Source organism: Kitasatospora sp. NPDC001119 (genome assembly GCF_053598475.1).
Genome location: NZ_JBSFKI010000047.1, coordinates 1 through 16257 on the forward strand (window position 1 = coordinate 1; position 16257 = coordinate 16257).

General features: G+C 71.4%; 13 protein-coding genes. 2 read left to right on the plus strand and 11 right to left on the minus strand.

Annotated features, from left to right (window positions below; genetic code table 11):
• On the minus strand, positions 1-220 hold a 220-nt coding region (locus ACWDD9_RS37520), incomplete at its 3' end, for a hypothetical protein (protein ID WP_449814062.1).
• A 163-nt stretch (positions 221-383) separates the two neighbouring features.
• Between ACWDD9_RS37520 and ACWDD9_RS37525 the strand changes: the two genes are divergently transcribed.
• Entirely contained in the window at positions 384-1931 is a 1548-nt protein-coding gene (locus tag ACWDD9_RS37525; RefSeq protein WP_449814063.1) for a serine/threonine-protein kinase, read from the plus strand.
• Between the two features lie 238 nt (positions 1932-2169).
• Here the strand turns inward: ACWDD9_RS37525 and ACWDD9_RS37530 are convergent, their stop codons facing one another.
• Positions 2170-2397, minus strand: coding sequence for a hypothetical protein (locus ACWDD9_RS37530; protein WP_449814064.1), 228 nt, complete (start codon positions 2395-2397; stop codon positions 2170-2172).
• A gap of 142 nt (positions 2398-2539) precedes the next feature.
• On the opposite strand from ACWDD9_RS37530, the gene ACWDD9_RS37535 reads away from it, so the two are divergent.
• Positions 2540-3430: a helix-turn-helix domain-containing protein gene (locus ACWDD9_RS37535; RefSeq protein ID WP_449814065.1), complete on the plus strand. Its 891-nt coding sequence runs from the start codon at positions 2540-2542 to the stop codon at positions 3428-3430.
• Positions 3431-3475: 45 nt separating this feature from the next.
• Here the strand turns inward: ACWDD9_RS37535 and ACWDD9_RS37540 are convergent, their stop codons facing one another.
• The 9 genes from ACWDD9_RS37540 to ACWDD9_RS37580 form a co-directional block, all read right to left on the minus strand.
• Positions 3476-4843 carry a Shedu anti-phage system protein SduA domain-containing protein gene (locus ACWDD9_RS37540; RefSeq protein ID WP_449814066.1) on the minus strand — a complete coding sequence of 456 codons (1368 nt, stop codon included), beginning with the start codon at positions 4841-4843 and terminating at the stop codon, positions 3476-3478.
• Positions 4844-5423: 580 nt separating this feature from the next.
• Entirely contained in the window at positions 5424-6281 is an 858-nt protein-coding gene (locus ACWDD9_RS37545; RefSeq protein ID WP_449814067.1) for an aminoglycoside phosphotransferase family protein, read from the minus strand.
• Entirely contained in the window at positions 6278-6823 is a 546-nt protein-coding gene (locus ACWDD9_RS37550; RefSeq protein WP_449814068.1) for an AAA family ATPase, read from the minus strand. The genes ACWDD9_RS37545 and ACWDD9_RS37550 overlap by 4 nt, the downstream gene beginning before the upstream one ends.
• 61 nt (positions 6824-6884) lie before the next feature.
• The gene (locus ACWDD9_RS37555) at positions 6885-8801 is read right to left on the minus strand and encodes a hypothetical protein (RefSeq protein ID WP_449814069.1); all 1917 of its coding nucleotides are present in this window, start codon (positions 8799-8801) and stop codon (positions 6885-6887) included.
• Positions 8798-10972, minus strand: a complete 2175-nt coding sequence (locus ACWDD9_RS37560) for an HAD-IA family hydrolase (RefSeq protein ID WP_449814070.1) — start codon at positions 10970-10972, stop codon at positions 8798-8800. Before ACWDD9_RS37560 ends, ACWDD9_RS37555 begins: the two co-directional genes overlap by 4 nt.
• Positions 10969-12669, minus strand: a complete 1701-nt coding sequence (locus ACWDD9_RS37565) for an amino acid adenylation domain-containing protein (protein WP_449814071.1) — start codon at positions 12667-12669, stop codon at positions 10969-10971. Before ACWDD9_RS37565 ends, ACWDD9_RS37560 begins: the two co-directional genes overlap by 4 nt.
• The gene (locus tag ACWDD9_RS37570; RefSeq protein WP_449814072.1) at positions 12666-14000 is read right to left on the minus strand and encodes a hypothetical protein; all 1335 of its coding nucleotides are present in this window, start codon (positions 13998-14000) and stop codon (positions 12666-12668) included. The genes ACWDD9_RS37565 and ACWDD9_RS37570 overlap by 4 nt, the downstream gene beginning before the upstream one ends.
• Positions 13988-15337, minus strand: a complete 1350-nt coding sequence (locus ACWDD9_RS37575) for a hypothetical protein (protein ID WP_449814073.1) — start codon at positions 15335-15337, stop codon at positions 13988-13990. The genes ACWDD9_RS37570 and ACWDD9_RS37575 overlap by 13 nt, the downstream gene beginning before the upstream one ends.
• Positions 15338-15367: 30 nt before the next feature.
• Complete coding sequence (locus ACWDD9_RS37580; RefSeq protein ID WP_449814074.1) at positions 15368-16240, minus strand: TauD/TfdA family dioxygenase; 873 nt, start codon at positions 16238-16240, stop codon at positions 15368-15370.
• Between the last annotated feature and the right edge of the window lie 17 nt (positions 16241-16257).

A 16257-nucleotide genomic window follows, 5' to 3' on the forward strand; every position in this document is an offset into this window, starting at 1 on the left:
GGGTGTCCGTCCCGCCGGCCGCGATGCCGCGGGCGGCGGTGGCCGCGGTGCGCAGCCGGCGGCTGATCCGGTCGGCGACGAGCACGCCGGCCAGCCCTCTCGCACCGCCCGGCCCGCGCCGAACCGCCGCGTTGAGCCCGTCGACCAGCGCCAGGCCCCGGCCCAGCGTCCGGCCGAGCAGCGGCAGCCGCTCCAACCACGCCCGCAGCAGGTCCAGCAAGACCAGCAGGGACCACGCCTCCGCTGAGCGCACTGGTAGCGGCTCGCGAATGCTAGGCGATGACCCGTCAGAATCCCACTATCCTGGAGGCCATGCTGACGGTGTCCAGCATGGCGCGAATGCGCGGCTGGCACTTCGAACGTTGATAGGACGATGACGAGGCGTGCAAGAGAAGCGGGTAGTGCTGGGCCGCAATGAGTGGCTGATCGGCAGGCGCATCGGTGACCCCAGCGGCTTCGCTGAGGTCTTCGAGGCCACCGCCGAGGACGGCACCTCGGCCGCCGTGAAGTTCATCCCGAAGGGCAGGAAGATCGCCGAACGGGAGCTACTTTTCGCCGACATCGAGGCCAGCAACGTCGTCCCGGTGATCGACAAGGGCGACGTCGCTGAGTGGCAGTTCGCCAAGGACGGCCCAGCCGCTGCGTGGGTGATCGCTATGCCTCTGGCCGAGACATCGCTCGAAGCCCACCTTAAGGCGGCAGGTCGCACGGTCCCCCTTGCCGAGGCCATCTCCATCCTGCTGGACATCGCGCTGGCGCTTTCCGACCTTGCTGAAGGTGTGGTGCACCGCGACCTCAAACCGGCCAACGTCTTGCTGCTGGACGGACGCTGGTGCCTGGCAGACTTCGGCCTTGCACGCTACGCCGATGCCACAACAGGCACGATGGATACCTGGAAGGGGGCCGGGACTCCGTGGTACCAGGCCCCCGAAGTCTGGAACTACGGTCACCAGACGGTGGCCATTGATGTGTACTCCTTCGGCGTCATCGCGTTCCAGCTGTTCAGTGGCCACCTCCCTTTTCCCGGGCCGACGTTCGAAGACCTCCGCCGCCAGCACGTCCACGAGACACCGCCCGTGCTCCAGGGCGTACCGTCGATCCTGGTTGCCCTCGTCACGGAGTGCCTCCACAAGCTGCCCGAGCTCCGGCCAACCCCTGCCGAGCTTCTTGACCTGTTGACCCGGGCGGGCGGGCCGGCTGTTGAAGGCGGCAGGGCCGCGCTCGCCGCCGCGAACCTGGCTGAGGTGACTCAACGGGCCGAGCAAGGTCGACTGTCTGCCAAGTGGCACGCGGAGGCGGAACGGCGGGAGCAGATCCTCGCAGTCGGCGAAGCCGACCTGACCAGGATCTCGGAGAGCCTGCTGCGGGAGATTGCGCACCAGGCCCCGGCCGGAACGGTCCAGGACCTGGGCCAGGACGGGTGGATCTTCACCCTTGGCCGGGCGAAGCTCGGGTTCTCCGCCGCCCGCCCTGCCAGCGACTGGGCCGGCACTTCGTCCCCACCGTTCGACGTCATCGCCTACGCCGCCGTTCAGCTTAAGGTGCCCGACTTCCACCCCGGGCCCCACCCGGCGTTTGCCAACCCGGGCGGAGTAGGTGCTTACGGGTATAAGGGACGCTCCCACTCCCTGTGGTACTGCAACGCCCGTGGCGGGCGCTACCGGTGGTTCGAGACCGCCTTCATGAGCTCCCCGCTGATCAACCAGCATCCGCTGACGGAGCCGTACGCACTCCGGCCGGACGCGGACGCCCGCAGAGCTTTCGAGACCACGGACCTTCATCAGGTCGCTGTCCCGTTCAGGCCGCTGGACGCCACCGACCTAGATGCGTTCGTCGACCGCTGGGCGACGTTGCTCGCAGCAGCGTACGAGGGGACGTTGACCTTCCCCCGGCAGTTGCCCGAACCGGGCGCGGACAGCAGCTGGAAGTAGAGCGGGAGCATCAACGGCCGCAGGGGCGATTGATCACCGCGGTCGCTGATCAGCAGGTTCACCACCAGCTCGCCGGCGCGACGTCTACCGGGCCCGGGGCGGACCGGGCCGAGATCCTGCGCACCGTCGCCGCTCGGAACGGTGCGTCCTGGCTCGCCGGCCGACCGTGCCTGGACGACGCGGTGCTGGCCCAGCAGTACGTCGCCGAACACGTCAGCACGGTGTTCGCCGAGCGCCGTCAGTTCACGGCCGAGGTGGTCCAGCCCGAGCAGCCGTACGTGGAGGAGCGCCGCCAGCTGACCCTCGCCGAGTTGGCCGCGAGATCGACCGTGACCAGCTCCAGCAGCGCGGCGGACAGCCCACCCGCATCGCCCGGCCCACGCCGAACCGCCGCGCCGAGCCCGTCGACCAGGCCCAGGCCCAGTCCCCGATCCAGCGTCCGGTCGAGCAGCGGCAGCCGCTTCAACCGCGCCCGCAGCAGATCCAGCAGGACCAGAAGGGACCGCGCCTTTGGTAGCCAGCACCTACTGCTTACTCGTGGGTGGCTCGTTCGATGCGCGCAGACGCCGGTGTCAGACGCTAAAAATCCGTAGTTAGAGGCCCTTAGCATGCGTTCTGCGCGACGCACGGCGCCTTCTGCGGAGCGTTCCAGGGTAGTAACGCCGGACGGCCTTGCTTCCTTGCCATCAGGGCCCTGGGGAAGGAGGCAAGATCGATGCCCAACGAGCCCCGCCCTGACAAGGAAGACGAAGTTGAGGAACACGACAGGACCGGCCCGCGGACCGAAGAACCTTGGACTCGCCCGACTTCAGAACTGGTTGATTACTGAGCGGAATCGATCTGGCCTCACGCTTCACGCTCTGTCTCGAAGGACCGGCTACTCAGTCAGCACGCTCTCGCGTACCTGCCACGGCGACAAGGTGCCGACCATCTGGGTCGTCATGTCATTCGCTGCGGGCTGCGGCTCTGACCAGGATGAGACGTTCAGGCTCTGGGCGAGGGCAGAGGTGTACCAGGGCGGGGGGTGCCAGACTCCCAGGCCGGAACTGATCAGCACCGCCGCTGAACTTCGAGAGGGGCTGCGGCGGCTCCATCGGCTTGCCGGCAGCCCACCTCCTCGGTTCCTGGAGCTGCGGGCACAGGAGATGGGGCTCTCGCTTCCACGAAGCACGCTCAGCGACCTGCTCGGCGGCGTGAGCGCCCCGCGGGAATCTACAGTGCTTGCCTTGATCCGTGTCCTCGGTCACAGCGAGAAGCAAACCAGCAAGTGGCTGGAAGCCTGGCAGCGATCACGCCAGATCCGACGTCCCCCAAGGGCCCTACTGGACATGCCTCCCCAGATCTCAGGTCTCGCACAGTATCGAGTTGAAGATCTCTACCGAGAACTGATGACGCTGGGCGCCTCAGTTGACGAAGCGACTCGTGCTCTTGAAAGCAGCATTCGAGACGTAGGGGAGCGGTTTCACTGGGCCGTTGCTTTCGGCAGCTCCCCGCGTTGACATTCGGGTAGCTGATGTCCGCCGATATGTCTATCGGCAATGCGGCTACCGGGACGTTTCTTCGAATCTCAGGGCGCGCTCGGCCGAGTCGAGTAGATCAGCATATGTTAGTACTTGAATCCGGCTAAGGTGCGAGTTGTATGAGCGAATCGTTTGGTCGATTTGCTCCCTAGTGGCACGATCTGTCATCGCCCTCTCCTGGAAGCCGATTACGACCGTTCCGCGAGCGCGTCGATAGTCGTAGTTGAGGCCAAGCTCATTATTGTGCAGAGTTCTAAGGGCTGCCCCCATCTCGTCAATTGTGCGAAGGTAGTTCATGCACTGGCTGACCGCTTCATGGACAGCACTTGTCACGATTAGATGATTTTCCCTTGCGCGCCGAACGAGCGGGGCTTCGGGGCCCTTGAGTTCAATGATGTGCAGGCTTCCATCCGAACATACCAGAGGAAAATCATGCTCGTCCAGGTTCATTAGATCACGTCTGGCAGCCACTCCAGTGTACTGGCCTCCGAATAGCCAGTAGTGGCCTCCCATCGCCTTATGCATGGCGGTTTCATTGGCATCTGGTTGGAGGGCGAGATCGCGTAGCTCTGCGACCAGCATGCGGCGGCGACGGACTACTGCCATCTCGGCCGCTGCTAGTCCTGTTGGCGTTGAGGTGAAGCCGGTCATGACATCGGCAATGTCATCTCGATGCGAGAGGGCCTCACCAAAGGAGGCAGGGGACATGCCACCCTGATCCTGGGCGTAACTTAGCGAAGAGGCTCTGCTGACAATATCTGAAAGGAAATCTTCGACTCCCATATCCCAACAAGGCTCTTCCGGCATGGAATCGCCATCGGGCGTGGAGGTGACGTAGCATATCCCGTCGTAGATCCTATCTTTCAATAGTCGCCCGAAGAAGCCAGCAAAGCGGTCTCGGTAGGATATTCCGTTCATCTTTGATGGGAATCCGGCCATAGCTGACGTGGCCTTCATCGGCCTTCTCGACTCCGGGCAGTCCTCAAGGACAAAGAGGAGGCCGAGATGCGGCTGAAGATCCTTCAGGCCAGACCTCTCGTACTGGCGCCTGACATCCAGAGCCTGTTCGGTGATCTCCTGGATTCGGTTCCTGAAATTGTTCCCGAAGGATGGCCCTGCGGCTGATTTGATATATATGGCCGCGAGCGGGAATCCATCGCGAGAAATGATGACATCCCAGCCGCCGCTGACGCCCCCGTAGAGCCCGGGAAGGCCGAGCTTCGGTCCACTTTCGATCCATTGTGGTGGAACTCCGCGAGCCACAAGATCGGCGACGAGGCACTGCGTTATCTGCCGGAGCGCATGCCCCTGTTTCACGTAGGCATCTCGGCTCCACTCCAGGCGCCTTGCTTGCCAGACGTCCTTGAGGGCGCTTACGACCGAGTCCAGCATGAGCCGCTCCTGTGTTCTCCGAAGGCTGCTTGAAGGCTATCGCTCTGGTCGGACAGCGGTGGCCCTGGCAGTGGCCGGAGCCCGTCAGGGGTATGGCCGCACGGCCGACCATTGATGGTCTGGGCTGGCGGGCAGCTCGAAAAGCAGCAGGAAAGGCGGAGAGTGCCGACGGTCGGGATGCTGGGGACTCAACTGAAATGGCAGCATCCGCATGGGCCGAGGTCGGTCCCGCAGAGGGCGGGTGTCCGGCCGGCCTCCGGAGGGCGCTCGGCGTGGTCCGGGTAAGCCCGAGTGGTCACCCTGACGCATGGTCCACAGGAGCAGGGGCCGTCACAATCGGTTAGGAGTGTGGCGGCCCCGACTCCGCCCGGCAAGGCTGACTTGCCGTCAGCTATCGGCGTCGCCATTTCACACTTATTTCACATTGAGGGCGAGGACGAGCGAGTAGCAGCGAGAGCTTGCGATAGACGTTTTCACAGGTCAGAGGCCCTAAAATGGCCTCCTGGCCAAGTGGCCCACGGAGGCCGATCTAGAGGTCGTAGTAGAGCTCGAACTCGTGCGGTCTGCACCGCTTATCTGGCTATGCAGCGGCCATGGAGGCGCGGAGCGCCGCATGGCCCTCGTGGGCGAAGTCATCGTGGCCGGCGGCGGCAGCTGTGATGGCGATGGCGGCGGCGTCCCCGATCCCGCACCACCGGATGAGGCGTTGTTCGTCCTCCGAGGGCTGTCGGCCGTACCCGTTGTAGAAGGCGACGGAGAGGTCGGACCGAGTACGCAGGGTGCGCTGGGTGATTCGGAGGAAGTCCCGGCCGGCGGCCTCGTAACGGCTGGTCTCGAAGTCGATCACGACGATCCGCAGTCGCCCGCGTTCGTCGGTGTCGGCGAGGAGGTTGCGGGCGGTGAGGTCCAGGTGGGAGGGCTGGGACTTCTGTGGGGGCAGGGTCTCCAACTGGTCGATGGCGGCCAGGGCGAAGTCGAGTTCGTCGGTGGTGAGGGGGTGGGTCGGGCCGGTGAGCTGGGCGCGCAGGTAGGCGGCGCGCTGGCGGCCGAAGTCCGTGATCGTCTGCGGCGGGCCGGCTTCGTGGAGACGGCGCAGGAGTTGGCCGGTCTGCCGGTAGGCGTCCTGTTCCTGGGCGGTGGTGAGGGTGGCGAGGTCGAGGCGGATGCCGGGTAGCGCGGTCATGAGCAGGACTCGGGCGTCCTCGTCGGCGTCGACCAGTTGGGGTGCCGCGGTTTCGAGGGCCGGTGTCCAGGTGCGCAGCGCGTGCAGCTCGCGGGTGAAGCAGTCCGGGCTGCTGTTCGTCTTGAGGACGAGGTGCTGGCCTCCCGGGCGGCGCAGGAGGCGGACGGTTGCGGTGGTGCCGGGCCAGCTGAGGTCGGCAACGACCTCGGCTGGCCCGGTGAGGCGCGTTATCGCCTCGGAGACGGTGGTGGTCACAGGGTGCCGATGGTCTTCACCGCCTGGTCGGCGACCTGGCGGGGGGTGAGGTGGGTGGTGTCGATGACCTCGGCGTCGGCGGCGAGCCAGCCGTCGTACGCCTCGGTGTAGACCGGCAGCTTGCGGCGGCGGAAGACCCGGACCTTCTCGCTGCGCGTCTCGTCGTCGGGGAACTCGACGCTGGCGTCGATACGGGCGCTGACGGTGTCGGGGTCGGCGTGGAGCAGGAGGTGCTGGAGCGGGATGCTGGCAGCTCGGATGGCACCGTGGATCTCGGCGGCGTAGTCCTGGCGCAGCAGGGACATCGGGATGATCACCGGGTGGCCGTCGTTCTCGCGGTGGCAGTGGACGGCGAACTGGGCGACGAGGGGGCGCCAGGCCGGGTTGTCCTGGAAGTCCTTGTACTTGCCGGGGAAGACCTGGCGCAGGAGGAATCCGACCTCCTCGGCGTCGAAGAGGACGGCGCCGGGCAGTTCCTGCTGCAGGGTGGTGGCGAGGGTGGTCTTGCCGCCGCCGAAGGGGCCGTTGAGCCAGATGATCACTGGGTCTCGCTTTCGTCGCTGGGTGGTGGTGTTCGGGCCAACTGCGGGAGCTGGCCAGGGGTTACGACGTGCGGGTGCTGCTGTCAGGGTTGCACCCGGCGGGCAGGACGGGCACACGCCGCTGGAGGAGGGCGAGGCGGAACCGGTCGGCGTGGACGAGCCAGAGCCGGTCGAGCTCGGGCACCAGGTCGGTGGGGACGTCGAGGTCGACGGTCAGCGGCCCTGGCTCGAGGTCGATGGTGGCGTGGGCGTAGCTGCCGGAGCGGCTGCTGCGCGGGCGCAAGTGGACAGCGAGCAGGCCGCGTTCGGGACCGTCGACGGTGAGGGTGAAGGGCTGGCCAGGGTGGACGGCGGCGGGAGCGTGGACGGTCAGCGGGGGCTGGTCGGCAGGGTGGCTGTGGGCGGGCCCGCAGCGCGGGCAGGTGACGGTGATGCGGTCGCGGGGGCAGAGCACGCTGGTGAGGTGCTCCGCGGTCAGCGGCATCGCGCAGCGCGGGCACGGCGGAGCCGGCGTCGTGCGGAGGATTCGGTGGGTGGCGCGCAGCGCGGTGAGCTGGCGGCCGAACGCGCCGCCGCGGGTGCGGGTGAGCAGGCCGAGGGCGTGCTCGGCCCACTGGTGGGCGAGGCGTTCCAGCTCCTCGTGGTCGAGGATTCCGCTGGGGGCGGCGCGCCGCAGGAGGGTCTGGGCGCCCCTGCGCGCTTCGCTCATGGACCGTAGGCACTGTTCGAGGCCCGGGTCGGGACGGTGGGCGAGGGAGTCGCCGAGGGCGCCCTCGAACAGGGCGGCCTCGGCGGTGCGCTGCGTCCAGTCGGCGAGTTTCCGGTCCCGCTCGGGGGTGGGGACGGTGGGTGGGCGGGGGTGGCTGGTGCGGGGCGCGGGGGGTGCGGGTCGGTCGCTGTGCACCGGGTGGGGGTGGTGGTCGGGGTCGCCGAGGAGGATCGCGGCCCCTCCGGTGAGCCCGCGTTCGGCGGCGCGGCGGTTGGCGTCCATGGTGACGGTGCCGAGGTCGGCCCCGGTGTGGAGGAGGTCGGCGGCTGCGTACGGGTCCTCGGTGGTGGTGTCGGCGTCGCCGCGCAGCAGCCCGAACACGGCGGCCGGGTGTCCGTCGACGGCGTCCAGGGCGAGGTTCACGGTGGTGGGGTACTGCTCGTCGGGGCCGAGGGTGATGGCGTTGCAGATGTAGAGGCCGAGGACTTCGGTGTGCAGGTCGTGGGGGTGGTGGACGGTGATGCCGCTGGAGGGGGCGGTCTTGCACCGGGTGGGGGTGCAGCCGCCGGGGACGAGCTGGCCGCTGTGGGTGTGTTCGGCGTCGCCGGGCAGGCCGCACAGGACGGCGGTGCCGAGGTGGGCGTGGGCGGCGGAGCCGTGTGCGTCGATCAGGAGGGTGCGCCAGGGGGAGCTGATCGCGTCGGCGGTGGTGAGCCGGGGCGCGTCGGGCCGGTGGAGGTGGTGGGAGCGGCCGGTGGTGCCGTCGATCAGCGCGGATGCCCCGTCCGGGGTCGAGGCGGCGGCGAGGATCTTGGCGAGGAGGAAGACGGCGGCGGGCGTGTCGCGTCCGGTGAGCAGTCCGAGGCGGGTGCCGTTGCGGGTCCAGGTGTCGAGGGCGGGCAGCAGGTCGGCGAGGGTCAGGTGGGCGGGATCGGCGGTGAGCAGGACGCTGCCGCCGGCCGGGCCGGGGTCGGCGAGGGCCTGGGTGAGGGTCGGGTAGTGGTGGTGGGGGCGGCCGAGCGCGGTGGCGGCGAGTCGGCCCAGGCGCGGGTCCGGGCCGGTGGACACGACGCGGGCGCACGCCCGGGCCGGGCGCGGGAGCGGCCCGGCGGCGGGCCCGTAGTCCGTGAGGATGGCGGCGATCCGCTCGTCGCGCTCTCGCTCGCCGGTGGGCAGGAGGGGGACGGTCGCGTCGGTGAGCAGGGCCTGGGCGTGGTCGAGGCCGCTTGCCCAGGCGTAGCCGTCCGGCAGACGTGGAGGGGCGTTCACCGTGTCTCCAGCCGGGTGGTCAGGGCGCGCAGGCGGTAGCGGACCGGTCCTCCCGCGAGCGGGAGGGTCTGGGCGAGTTCCTCGGCGGCGGCCATCCCGGCGGCGTGCTGCTCGGTGCCGGCCAGCTGCTGGTAGGGCCAGGCCCGGGCGGCGAGCGTGGCCAGGGCCTGGGCGGGGGTGCGGTGGTCGTCGTACTCGGCGAGGAGGGTGTCGGTGGTGGCCAGACCACGGGCACCGAGGTGGGTGGTGACGAGGTGGTCGGTGCCCTTGCCGGTGATCAGCGGCGCTGGCCGGCCGTGGAAGGCCGCCGTGCGGTAGACGGCGTCCAGGTCGGCGGCCGGGTCGTCGCCGCGGGCGTGAAGGAGCAGGCGCACGAACACGCCGCCGGGGCGCAGCACCCGCAGGGCCTGGTCGGTGGCGGCGAGCGGGTCGTCGGTGAACAGCAGCGCCTCGTGCTCGACGACGACGTCGGCGCTGGCGTCCGGCAGGGGGATGGAGAGCGCCGTCCCGAGGAACAACCGCACCCGGGGCAGGTTCCGGGCCGTCAGGAGGGCGGCCATGTCCGGGGACGGTTCGAGCGCCGTGTAGGTCGAGGTCCCGGAGGCGAGGTGGGCAGTGATGCGCCCGGTGCCGGCGCCGAGTTCGAGGATGTCGCGTCCGGCGAGGTGTTCGGCGGCGAAGGCGCGCAGGGCATCGGCGAGAGCGGGCGCGACGGCGCGGTGGTCGTCGTACGCCGTGGCGAGGCCCGCGCCGTACAGCACGTCGGGTCCGGGGGCGGTGAGGGTGGCGTCGAGGAGGGGGACGAGGTGGCGTTCGAGGTCGTGCCAGGGCCAGGCGGCCTCGGCGCCGAGCAGCAGGGCCGAACTCTGGCGGAGGCGACCGAGCAGGTGGACCAGGGCGGTCACCGAGCGGGAGAGCCCGGCGGGGGTGGTCGGGTCGGCCCGCAGGGAGGCGGTGAGCAGCGTGGTGGCGGCGTGGCCGAGGTAGCGGGCGCTTGCGGCGTCGGGCCAGGGGCGCGGCTGGCGGCGGGCGAGCATCGAGGCCAGGCGGGTCAGGGCGTGGCGTGCGGTGTCCAGGTGCAGTGCCGCGGACAGCCGGTCGTCGGCGCCGTGGGCGTCTGCGGTGCGGGTGAGGGCGGCGGCGGCCTCGGTCAGCAGGGCGGTGGCGTGCCGGGCGGCCGAGGCGCGGGTGGCGGCAGTCCACGGCGGCAGGTACTCGGCGCCGGGCGGCGCGGGCTGCGGCATCCAGGCGCCGGGGTGCCCTGCCGCGTGGGCCGCCTCGGTGCCGGCCGGGACGAGCCGCCACTGGGTGACGCGCCCGTCCCGGTCGCCGGAGGCCAGGGTGTGCGCGCCGGTGGGCTGCGCCCAGGTGGCGCCGCAGGTGGTGAGACGGGTGGTAACGGCGTCGGCGGGCAGGCCGGTGGCGAGGTAGCGGGTGCGCAGGCTCTGGTGGTCGTCGTGTTCGGCGTGGCCGGGCGGCGGCGCGACGGCCTTGACCGGTTCGGGCGGTGTCGGGCGGCCCGGGCCTGCGGGCAGGGTGACGCCGAGGTCGGCGAGGTGCTGTTCGAAGGCGTCGGCGCCGCCGGGCTCGCGGAAGTGGTGGGCGTGCAGCCCGACCGTGCGGGCGGTGTCGGTGTTGATGTCGGAGTCGTCGGTGAAGGCGACCTGGTGGGGGGCGAGGCCCATGGTGGCGAGGGCGTGTTCGTAGGCGCGCGGGGACGGCTTGGTCAGGCCGGTGGCGGCCGAGTTGAGGACGTGGTCGAAGAGGTCGTCGAGCCGGTGGTGGGCGAGGTCGCTGTCGAGGATCGTGGTGTTGTTGGTGAGCAGGGCGGTGGTCAGGCCGGCGGCGCGGGCGCGGCGCAGCAGGGTGACCATCGGTGCGTTGGGCTCGCCGCGGTCGGCGTTCCACAGGGCGAAGGCCCGGTCGGCGCTCTCGGCGCCGAGGCCGGCGGCCATGCGCTCGCGCACTCCTGCGGTCCACTGCCCCCAGGTGAGCGCCCCGGTGTGGGCGGCGTCGCTGTGGCGGCTGGAGGTGTAGGCGCTGAGGGTGCGCGGCGGCAGGTCGAGTTCGGCTTCGGCGGTGTTCGCGCCCTGGCGGCGCCAGAAGCGCACGACGCCGTCGAGGTCGACGAGGATGCCGCGGATGCGGGGCTCGGCGGCGGGGCGGTTCATCGGCTCCTCCGGATGGTGCGCAGCAGGTTGGTCGCGGTGGGGTCGGCGGCGAACTGGGCGATGGTCAGGTCGGTGTCGTAGTGCTCGTTGAGGCGGGCGAGCAGGGCGAGGGCGCCCAGCGAGTCGCCGCCGGCCGCGTAGAAGTCGCCGCCGTCCGGGGCAGGGGTGCCGGTGGCGTCGTGCCACCAGGTCGCCAGCGGCTCGGGCAGCACGGCATGGGCCGTCCCCGGCGGGCTGTCGGACTCGGAGGGTTCGGTGGCGAGGGCCCGGCGGTCGATCTTGCCGCTGGCGGTGCGCGGGAGGTGGGGCCGGCAGGTGATGCGGGCGGGGACGGCGGCGGGAGGCAGGTGCTCGGCGAGGTGGCGGCGCAACGCGGCCGGGGCGAGGCCGGTGGCCGTTTCGGCGTGGAGGGCGATCTGCTGCCGGTCGCGGTCGAGGACGGCGCACGCGGCCAGGACCTCGGGGTGGTCCATGGCGCGGGCCTCGATCTCGCCGGGTTCGAATCTCACGCCGCGGAGGTTGAGCTGGTGGTCGGTGCGGCCGAGGAAGGTGTACTGGCCGTCCGCCAGGCGGCGCACGCGGTCGCCGGTGCGGTAGGCGCGCACCGCCCGGCCGGTGGCGGGGTCGGTGACGGTGAGGAACGCGGCGGCACTCTCCTCGGGCCGGTGAAGGTAGCCGTCCGCGAGTCCGGTCCCGGCGAGGTGGAGTTCGCCCGCTTCGCCGTCCGGCACCGGCCGGCCCTCGGGGTCGAGGACGATCGGGACGACGCCGGGCAGGGGCCGGCCGATCGGCACCGGGGCGGCGTGCGGGTCGACGTCGGGCGCCAGGAACGCCTCGATGCCGGCCTCGGTGGGCCCGTAGGCGTTGGCGATCCGCCGACCGGGCGCGAACCAGGCGGCGAGCGGGCGGACGTGGAGGGCTTCGCCACCCAGGACGACCAGCCGAAGGTCGGGCAGAGCGCTGGCCGGGGTGGGGGTGGCGGCGAGCTGGCTGGGGGTGCACGTCAGCGCGGTGATCCGCTGCTCGGCGAGGAACCGCACGAGGGCGGGGCCGGGGGTTCGGGCGGCGGCCGGGGCGGTCAGCAGGGTCGCGCCGGTGGCCAGGGCGCACAGTACCTCCCACAGCACGGCGTCGAACGCCGGGGAGGTGAGCTGGGCGATCCGGTCAGACTGGGTGAGTCCGGCGGCGGCCGGCATCTCCCGGGCACGCTCGGCGAGGGCGCGGTGGGAGAGGACGACGGGCTTGGGGGTGCCAGTGGAGCCGGAGGTGTGGAACAGGCACGCCGTCGCCTCGTCCGGAACGCACGGCAGGCCACCCGAGCTGCGGGCGTCGGCGGCGACGGAGGGCAGAGCGGGCGCCCAGTGCGGGCTGGTGCCGTCCGGGGTGATCACCGCGCGGGCCCGGCAGCCGGCCGCGAGACGGGCCAGGCGGGCGGGCGGGTGCCCGGCGTCGACCGGCACCGCCACCGCACCGGCCCGCCACGCCCCGAGCAGAGCGGTCACCCAGCCGGTGCCGGGGGCCACGGCGAGCAGCAGCGGCCCCCCGGCGAACCCGGTGTCCAGCAGTGCGGCGGCGACGCCACGGGTCTCGGTGTCCAGGCGCGCCCACGTCCACGAAGCGACGCCCGGGCTGTCGACGGCCACGGCGTCGGGCCGGGCCTCGGCGGCGGCGGTGATCAGGCGGGTGAGGGCGCTCATCGCTTCGCCCCCACCCGGTCGAGTTCGCGGCGGGCGGTGCGCAGCATGTCCAGGGTGCGGACGAGGTCCGGGTGCGGGACGGACAGGTTGACGCGGATGCGCGGCTCGCCGGGGTAGAGGGCGTTCCAGGAGGCGAGGGTGCCGCCGAACAGCAGGCTGGGGTTGAGCTTGAGGTCGAAGCGCCGTCCGACCGTGTTGACCCAGCCCACCAGGTCCTGAGGGGTGGGCAGGTCGACGTTCAGGCGCGGCAGGAGCGAGTACCCGGCGATGGGCCGCATGTGGGCGGCGACCTGCAGCAGCCCGGCACCGTGGTGGGTGAGCAGGCCGAATGCCTCGGCGAAATGGCCGGCCATGCGGTCCAGGTGGCCGGTGATCGCCCGGCAGGTGGACTCGGTCGGGCACGTGGACACCCGGTGGCGCTTGTACTGGGCGCGGACCCAGGCGTGGCGCCGGGCGAAGGTGCCCGGGTCGCTGTCGTGGGCGGCCTCGGCCATCAGCAGGACGGTGAGGTAGAGCAGGACGAACTGGCCGGCCATCGGGTTGGCGCTGGCGACGCGATCGAACACGTCGTCGCGCGCGGCGGCGATCAGGGCGGTGTCCCCGCTGATGAGCAGTCCGGCCCGAAGTCCGGGCAGGGACAGGTCCTTGGACGGGGTCATCAGGACGGCGGTGTCGGTGAGTCGGCCGGCCAGCGCGGTGCGGGCGTGGTCGGCGACCAGGTGCCGCCCGCTGCTGTGCCCGCCGGCCTGGAAGACCAGGTCGAGTACACGGAAATCGGCCTGGACGGCGGGCGGGCGGAAGCCGGTGCCGGTGACGCCGTTGGGAAGGATCTCGACGACGGCGGTGTGACTGGCTCCGCCGCCGGACCAGTGAACGGCGCCGTCGTCGCGGTAGCGGCCGGCGACGGCGAGCGGGTGGCGGCGCGGTGTCTGCTCGAACGCGAAGTAGCACGGCGCGGGCAGGACCATGCTGGCGCCGCACGCCGTCAGGTACCGGGAGACCAGCCCGATCCCTTCGCTCGCTCCCGCGCAGAACATCACCTGGTCCTCGTCGACCGGGACGCCGAGGTACTCGCCGGCCAGGGTGGCGGCGAGGGCGCGGTCGTGCTCGTCGTGGACGGTGCCGTACTCGTGCATCCGCCCGTCGCGCAGGCACGCCCGCAGGACCTGCTGCAGGTGCCGGGCGGTCGCCGTCGAGATCGGGTAGAGGTTGTATCCGTAGCCGATCTGCGCGCAGGAGCGGGCCACCCCGTCGCGCAGATCGCGGTACACCGCGACGCACGAGGCGTCGGCCGTTAGGTCAGGTGCGGGCAGCGCCATCACATCCCCCATTCCCCGCAGCCGAGCAGCGCGGTGACCTCGGCCAGGGCAGCGGAGGCTGACTCGTCGGGGCGGGCGGCGAACGGGTAGCGCTCGCCGGTGCGCAGGACGGCGACGTCGGCGGCGATGTCGGCAGGCTCGCGGGCACCGGTGAGGGCCTGGTCGATGAGCTGGGCGAGGAAGGGCATGTCCGCGGGCGAGAGGCCGCACCACACGGCCTCGGCCAGGCCCAGGCGCAGCGCCGGGTGGCCGAGCGGCAGGTCCTCCAGCCAGTTGACGCGGACTCCGGCCGCGTACAGGCGCTCGGCGGCGACCCGGGCGGCCAGGCGCGGGGTGGTGGTGACCCACAGCTGGTGGGTGTGCGTGTAGCCGAAGTCCGCGCCGGCGACGTCCCAGTCGGCCGAGGCGAGGTGCTCGCCGAGCGAGCGGGCACAGGCGACGACGGCGTGCGCGTAGTCGCCGGCGCGGTCGGCGAAGCCCGCGAGGGATAGGCCCAGCGCCGCGACGGAGCCGAAGTGGTGGCTGGAGATCAGCTGCGGCTGTACCTGCTGCCACGCTGCCGCGATGCCGCTCCGGTTGGTGGCCAGGATGCCCTTCTGCGGGCCCGGGAACGACTTGTGGGTGGACGCGGACAGGCTGTCCGCCCCGCAGTCGAGCGGGTTCGGGACGGCGGCGCCGAGGACCAGGCCGAGCAGGTGGGAGATGTCGGCGTGCACCAGGGTCCCGGGCGACGCCTTCTTCACCGTGTCGGTGATCGACGCGATGTCGTAGGGCACGAGGGCGTGGCACTGGTCGATGTAGAGCAGCGCCGGGCGCTGCGTGGAGCACAGCTCGGCGAGCTGCCCGAGGTCGAGGCGGTGCGGGTCGGGACCGGTGACGGTCAGGACGTGCTGGCCGAGGCGGCGGGCGATGTCGGCGGTGGCGTAGTGCCCGCCCTGACGCGGGGACAGAACCGCGACGGGCGCTCCGGCCGGGTAGCAGGCCAGCGTCATCTCCATGGCCTGCAGGCCGGACAGCGGGCGGATGTTGACGTGGGCGGCGCCGAGCATCCGCTGCAGCAGCGGGACGGCGAGTCCGGTCTCCAGCCACTGCGCGTCGCGGGCGCCCGGGAAGCGCCACTCGCCGAAGTCGGGGTGCTGGTCGAACATGTACCGGCCGGCGAGGTCGCAGGCCAGAGGCAGCCGGGCGATGGGCCACATCGCGTTCTCGGCGGGTACCAGGTTGATCACCTGACGGGCCGCGCGCTCGTGCCCGGCGAGGACGGTGAGGGCGGTGGTGAGCAGCTGCGCGCCGCTCGGGTCGCCGGTTCCGGAGCCGAGGTCCGGGCCGGTGCTGGTGGTGAGGGTCATGCCGTGCTCCAGGCGTGGGTGGCGGACGGGTCAGACGGTGGGGCGGGTGGTGAACAGGCCGCGCAGGAGCAGGCGCGGGGCGGCGGGGTCGTCGACGAAGGGGGCGCGGCCGTGGCAGAGCTTGTCGTTGGCCAGGATCAGGGCCTGCCCGGCGGCGAGGGTGAAGGTGGTGCGGTGCCAGGAGCTGTCGGCGGCGGCGTCGGCCAGCGCGGCGAGGGCGCGGTCCAGGTGCTTCTGCCGTCCCGGGGCGGTGGGGTGGTAGGAGTCGGTGGCGGTGAGGCTGTAGCGGGTGATCAGGTTGCCCGCCGGGTCGCGGCCGAACGCCGGGCCGGCAGTGGACAGGCCGTCGACGAAGGTGGAGGTGCGCACCAGAGCGCGCTCGTGGGTGAGCTGGGTAGCGGCCTCGGGGTCCGCTGCCTGCAGTTCGGCGAACGCCTGGACGGCGTTGAACAGCTGGGTCTGGCCGCCCGAGCGGCCCGGGCGCACGCAGATCATGACAGTGGTGGCGACCTGGCCGAGGTGCTGGAGGGTGGCGTCGCAGTGCAGGTTCTGCCCGGCCCGGTCCTGGAAGGGGTGGGCGGGGTCGGCGGTGGCGGTGAGGCGGCTGACCCCGCCCTGGGTGTGGGTGCTGCCCCGGTACTGGGGCGGGCTGAACGCCGCACCGAGGTTCAACGCGTCGGCCAGCGAGGAGAGGTCGGCCTCGGCCGGGACGGTGTCGGGGACGTGGACGACGGCGTAGCCGCGGGTGCGGTAGTCCTCGGCGATCCGCTGGCGGGCGACGGGCTGGGGGATGCCCCAGCTGCTGACGACGATCGGCTCGGCGGGGGCCAGGGTGAAGCCGGGCAGCTGGAGAGGGGCGGCGCTGCGGGCCGGGGTGCGGCGGGTGATGGCGGGAGCGGGCACGGTGGCCTCCGGTCGGA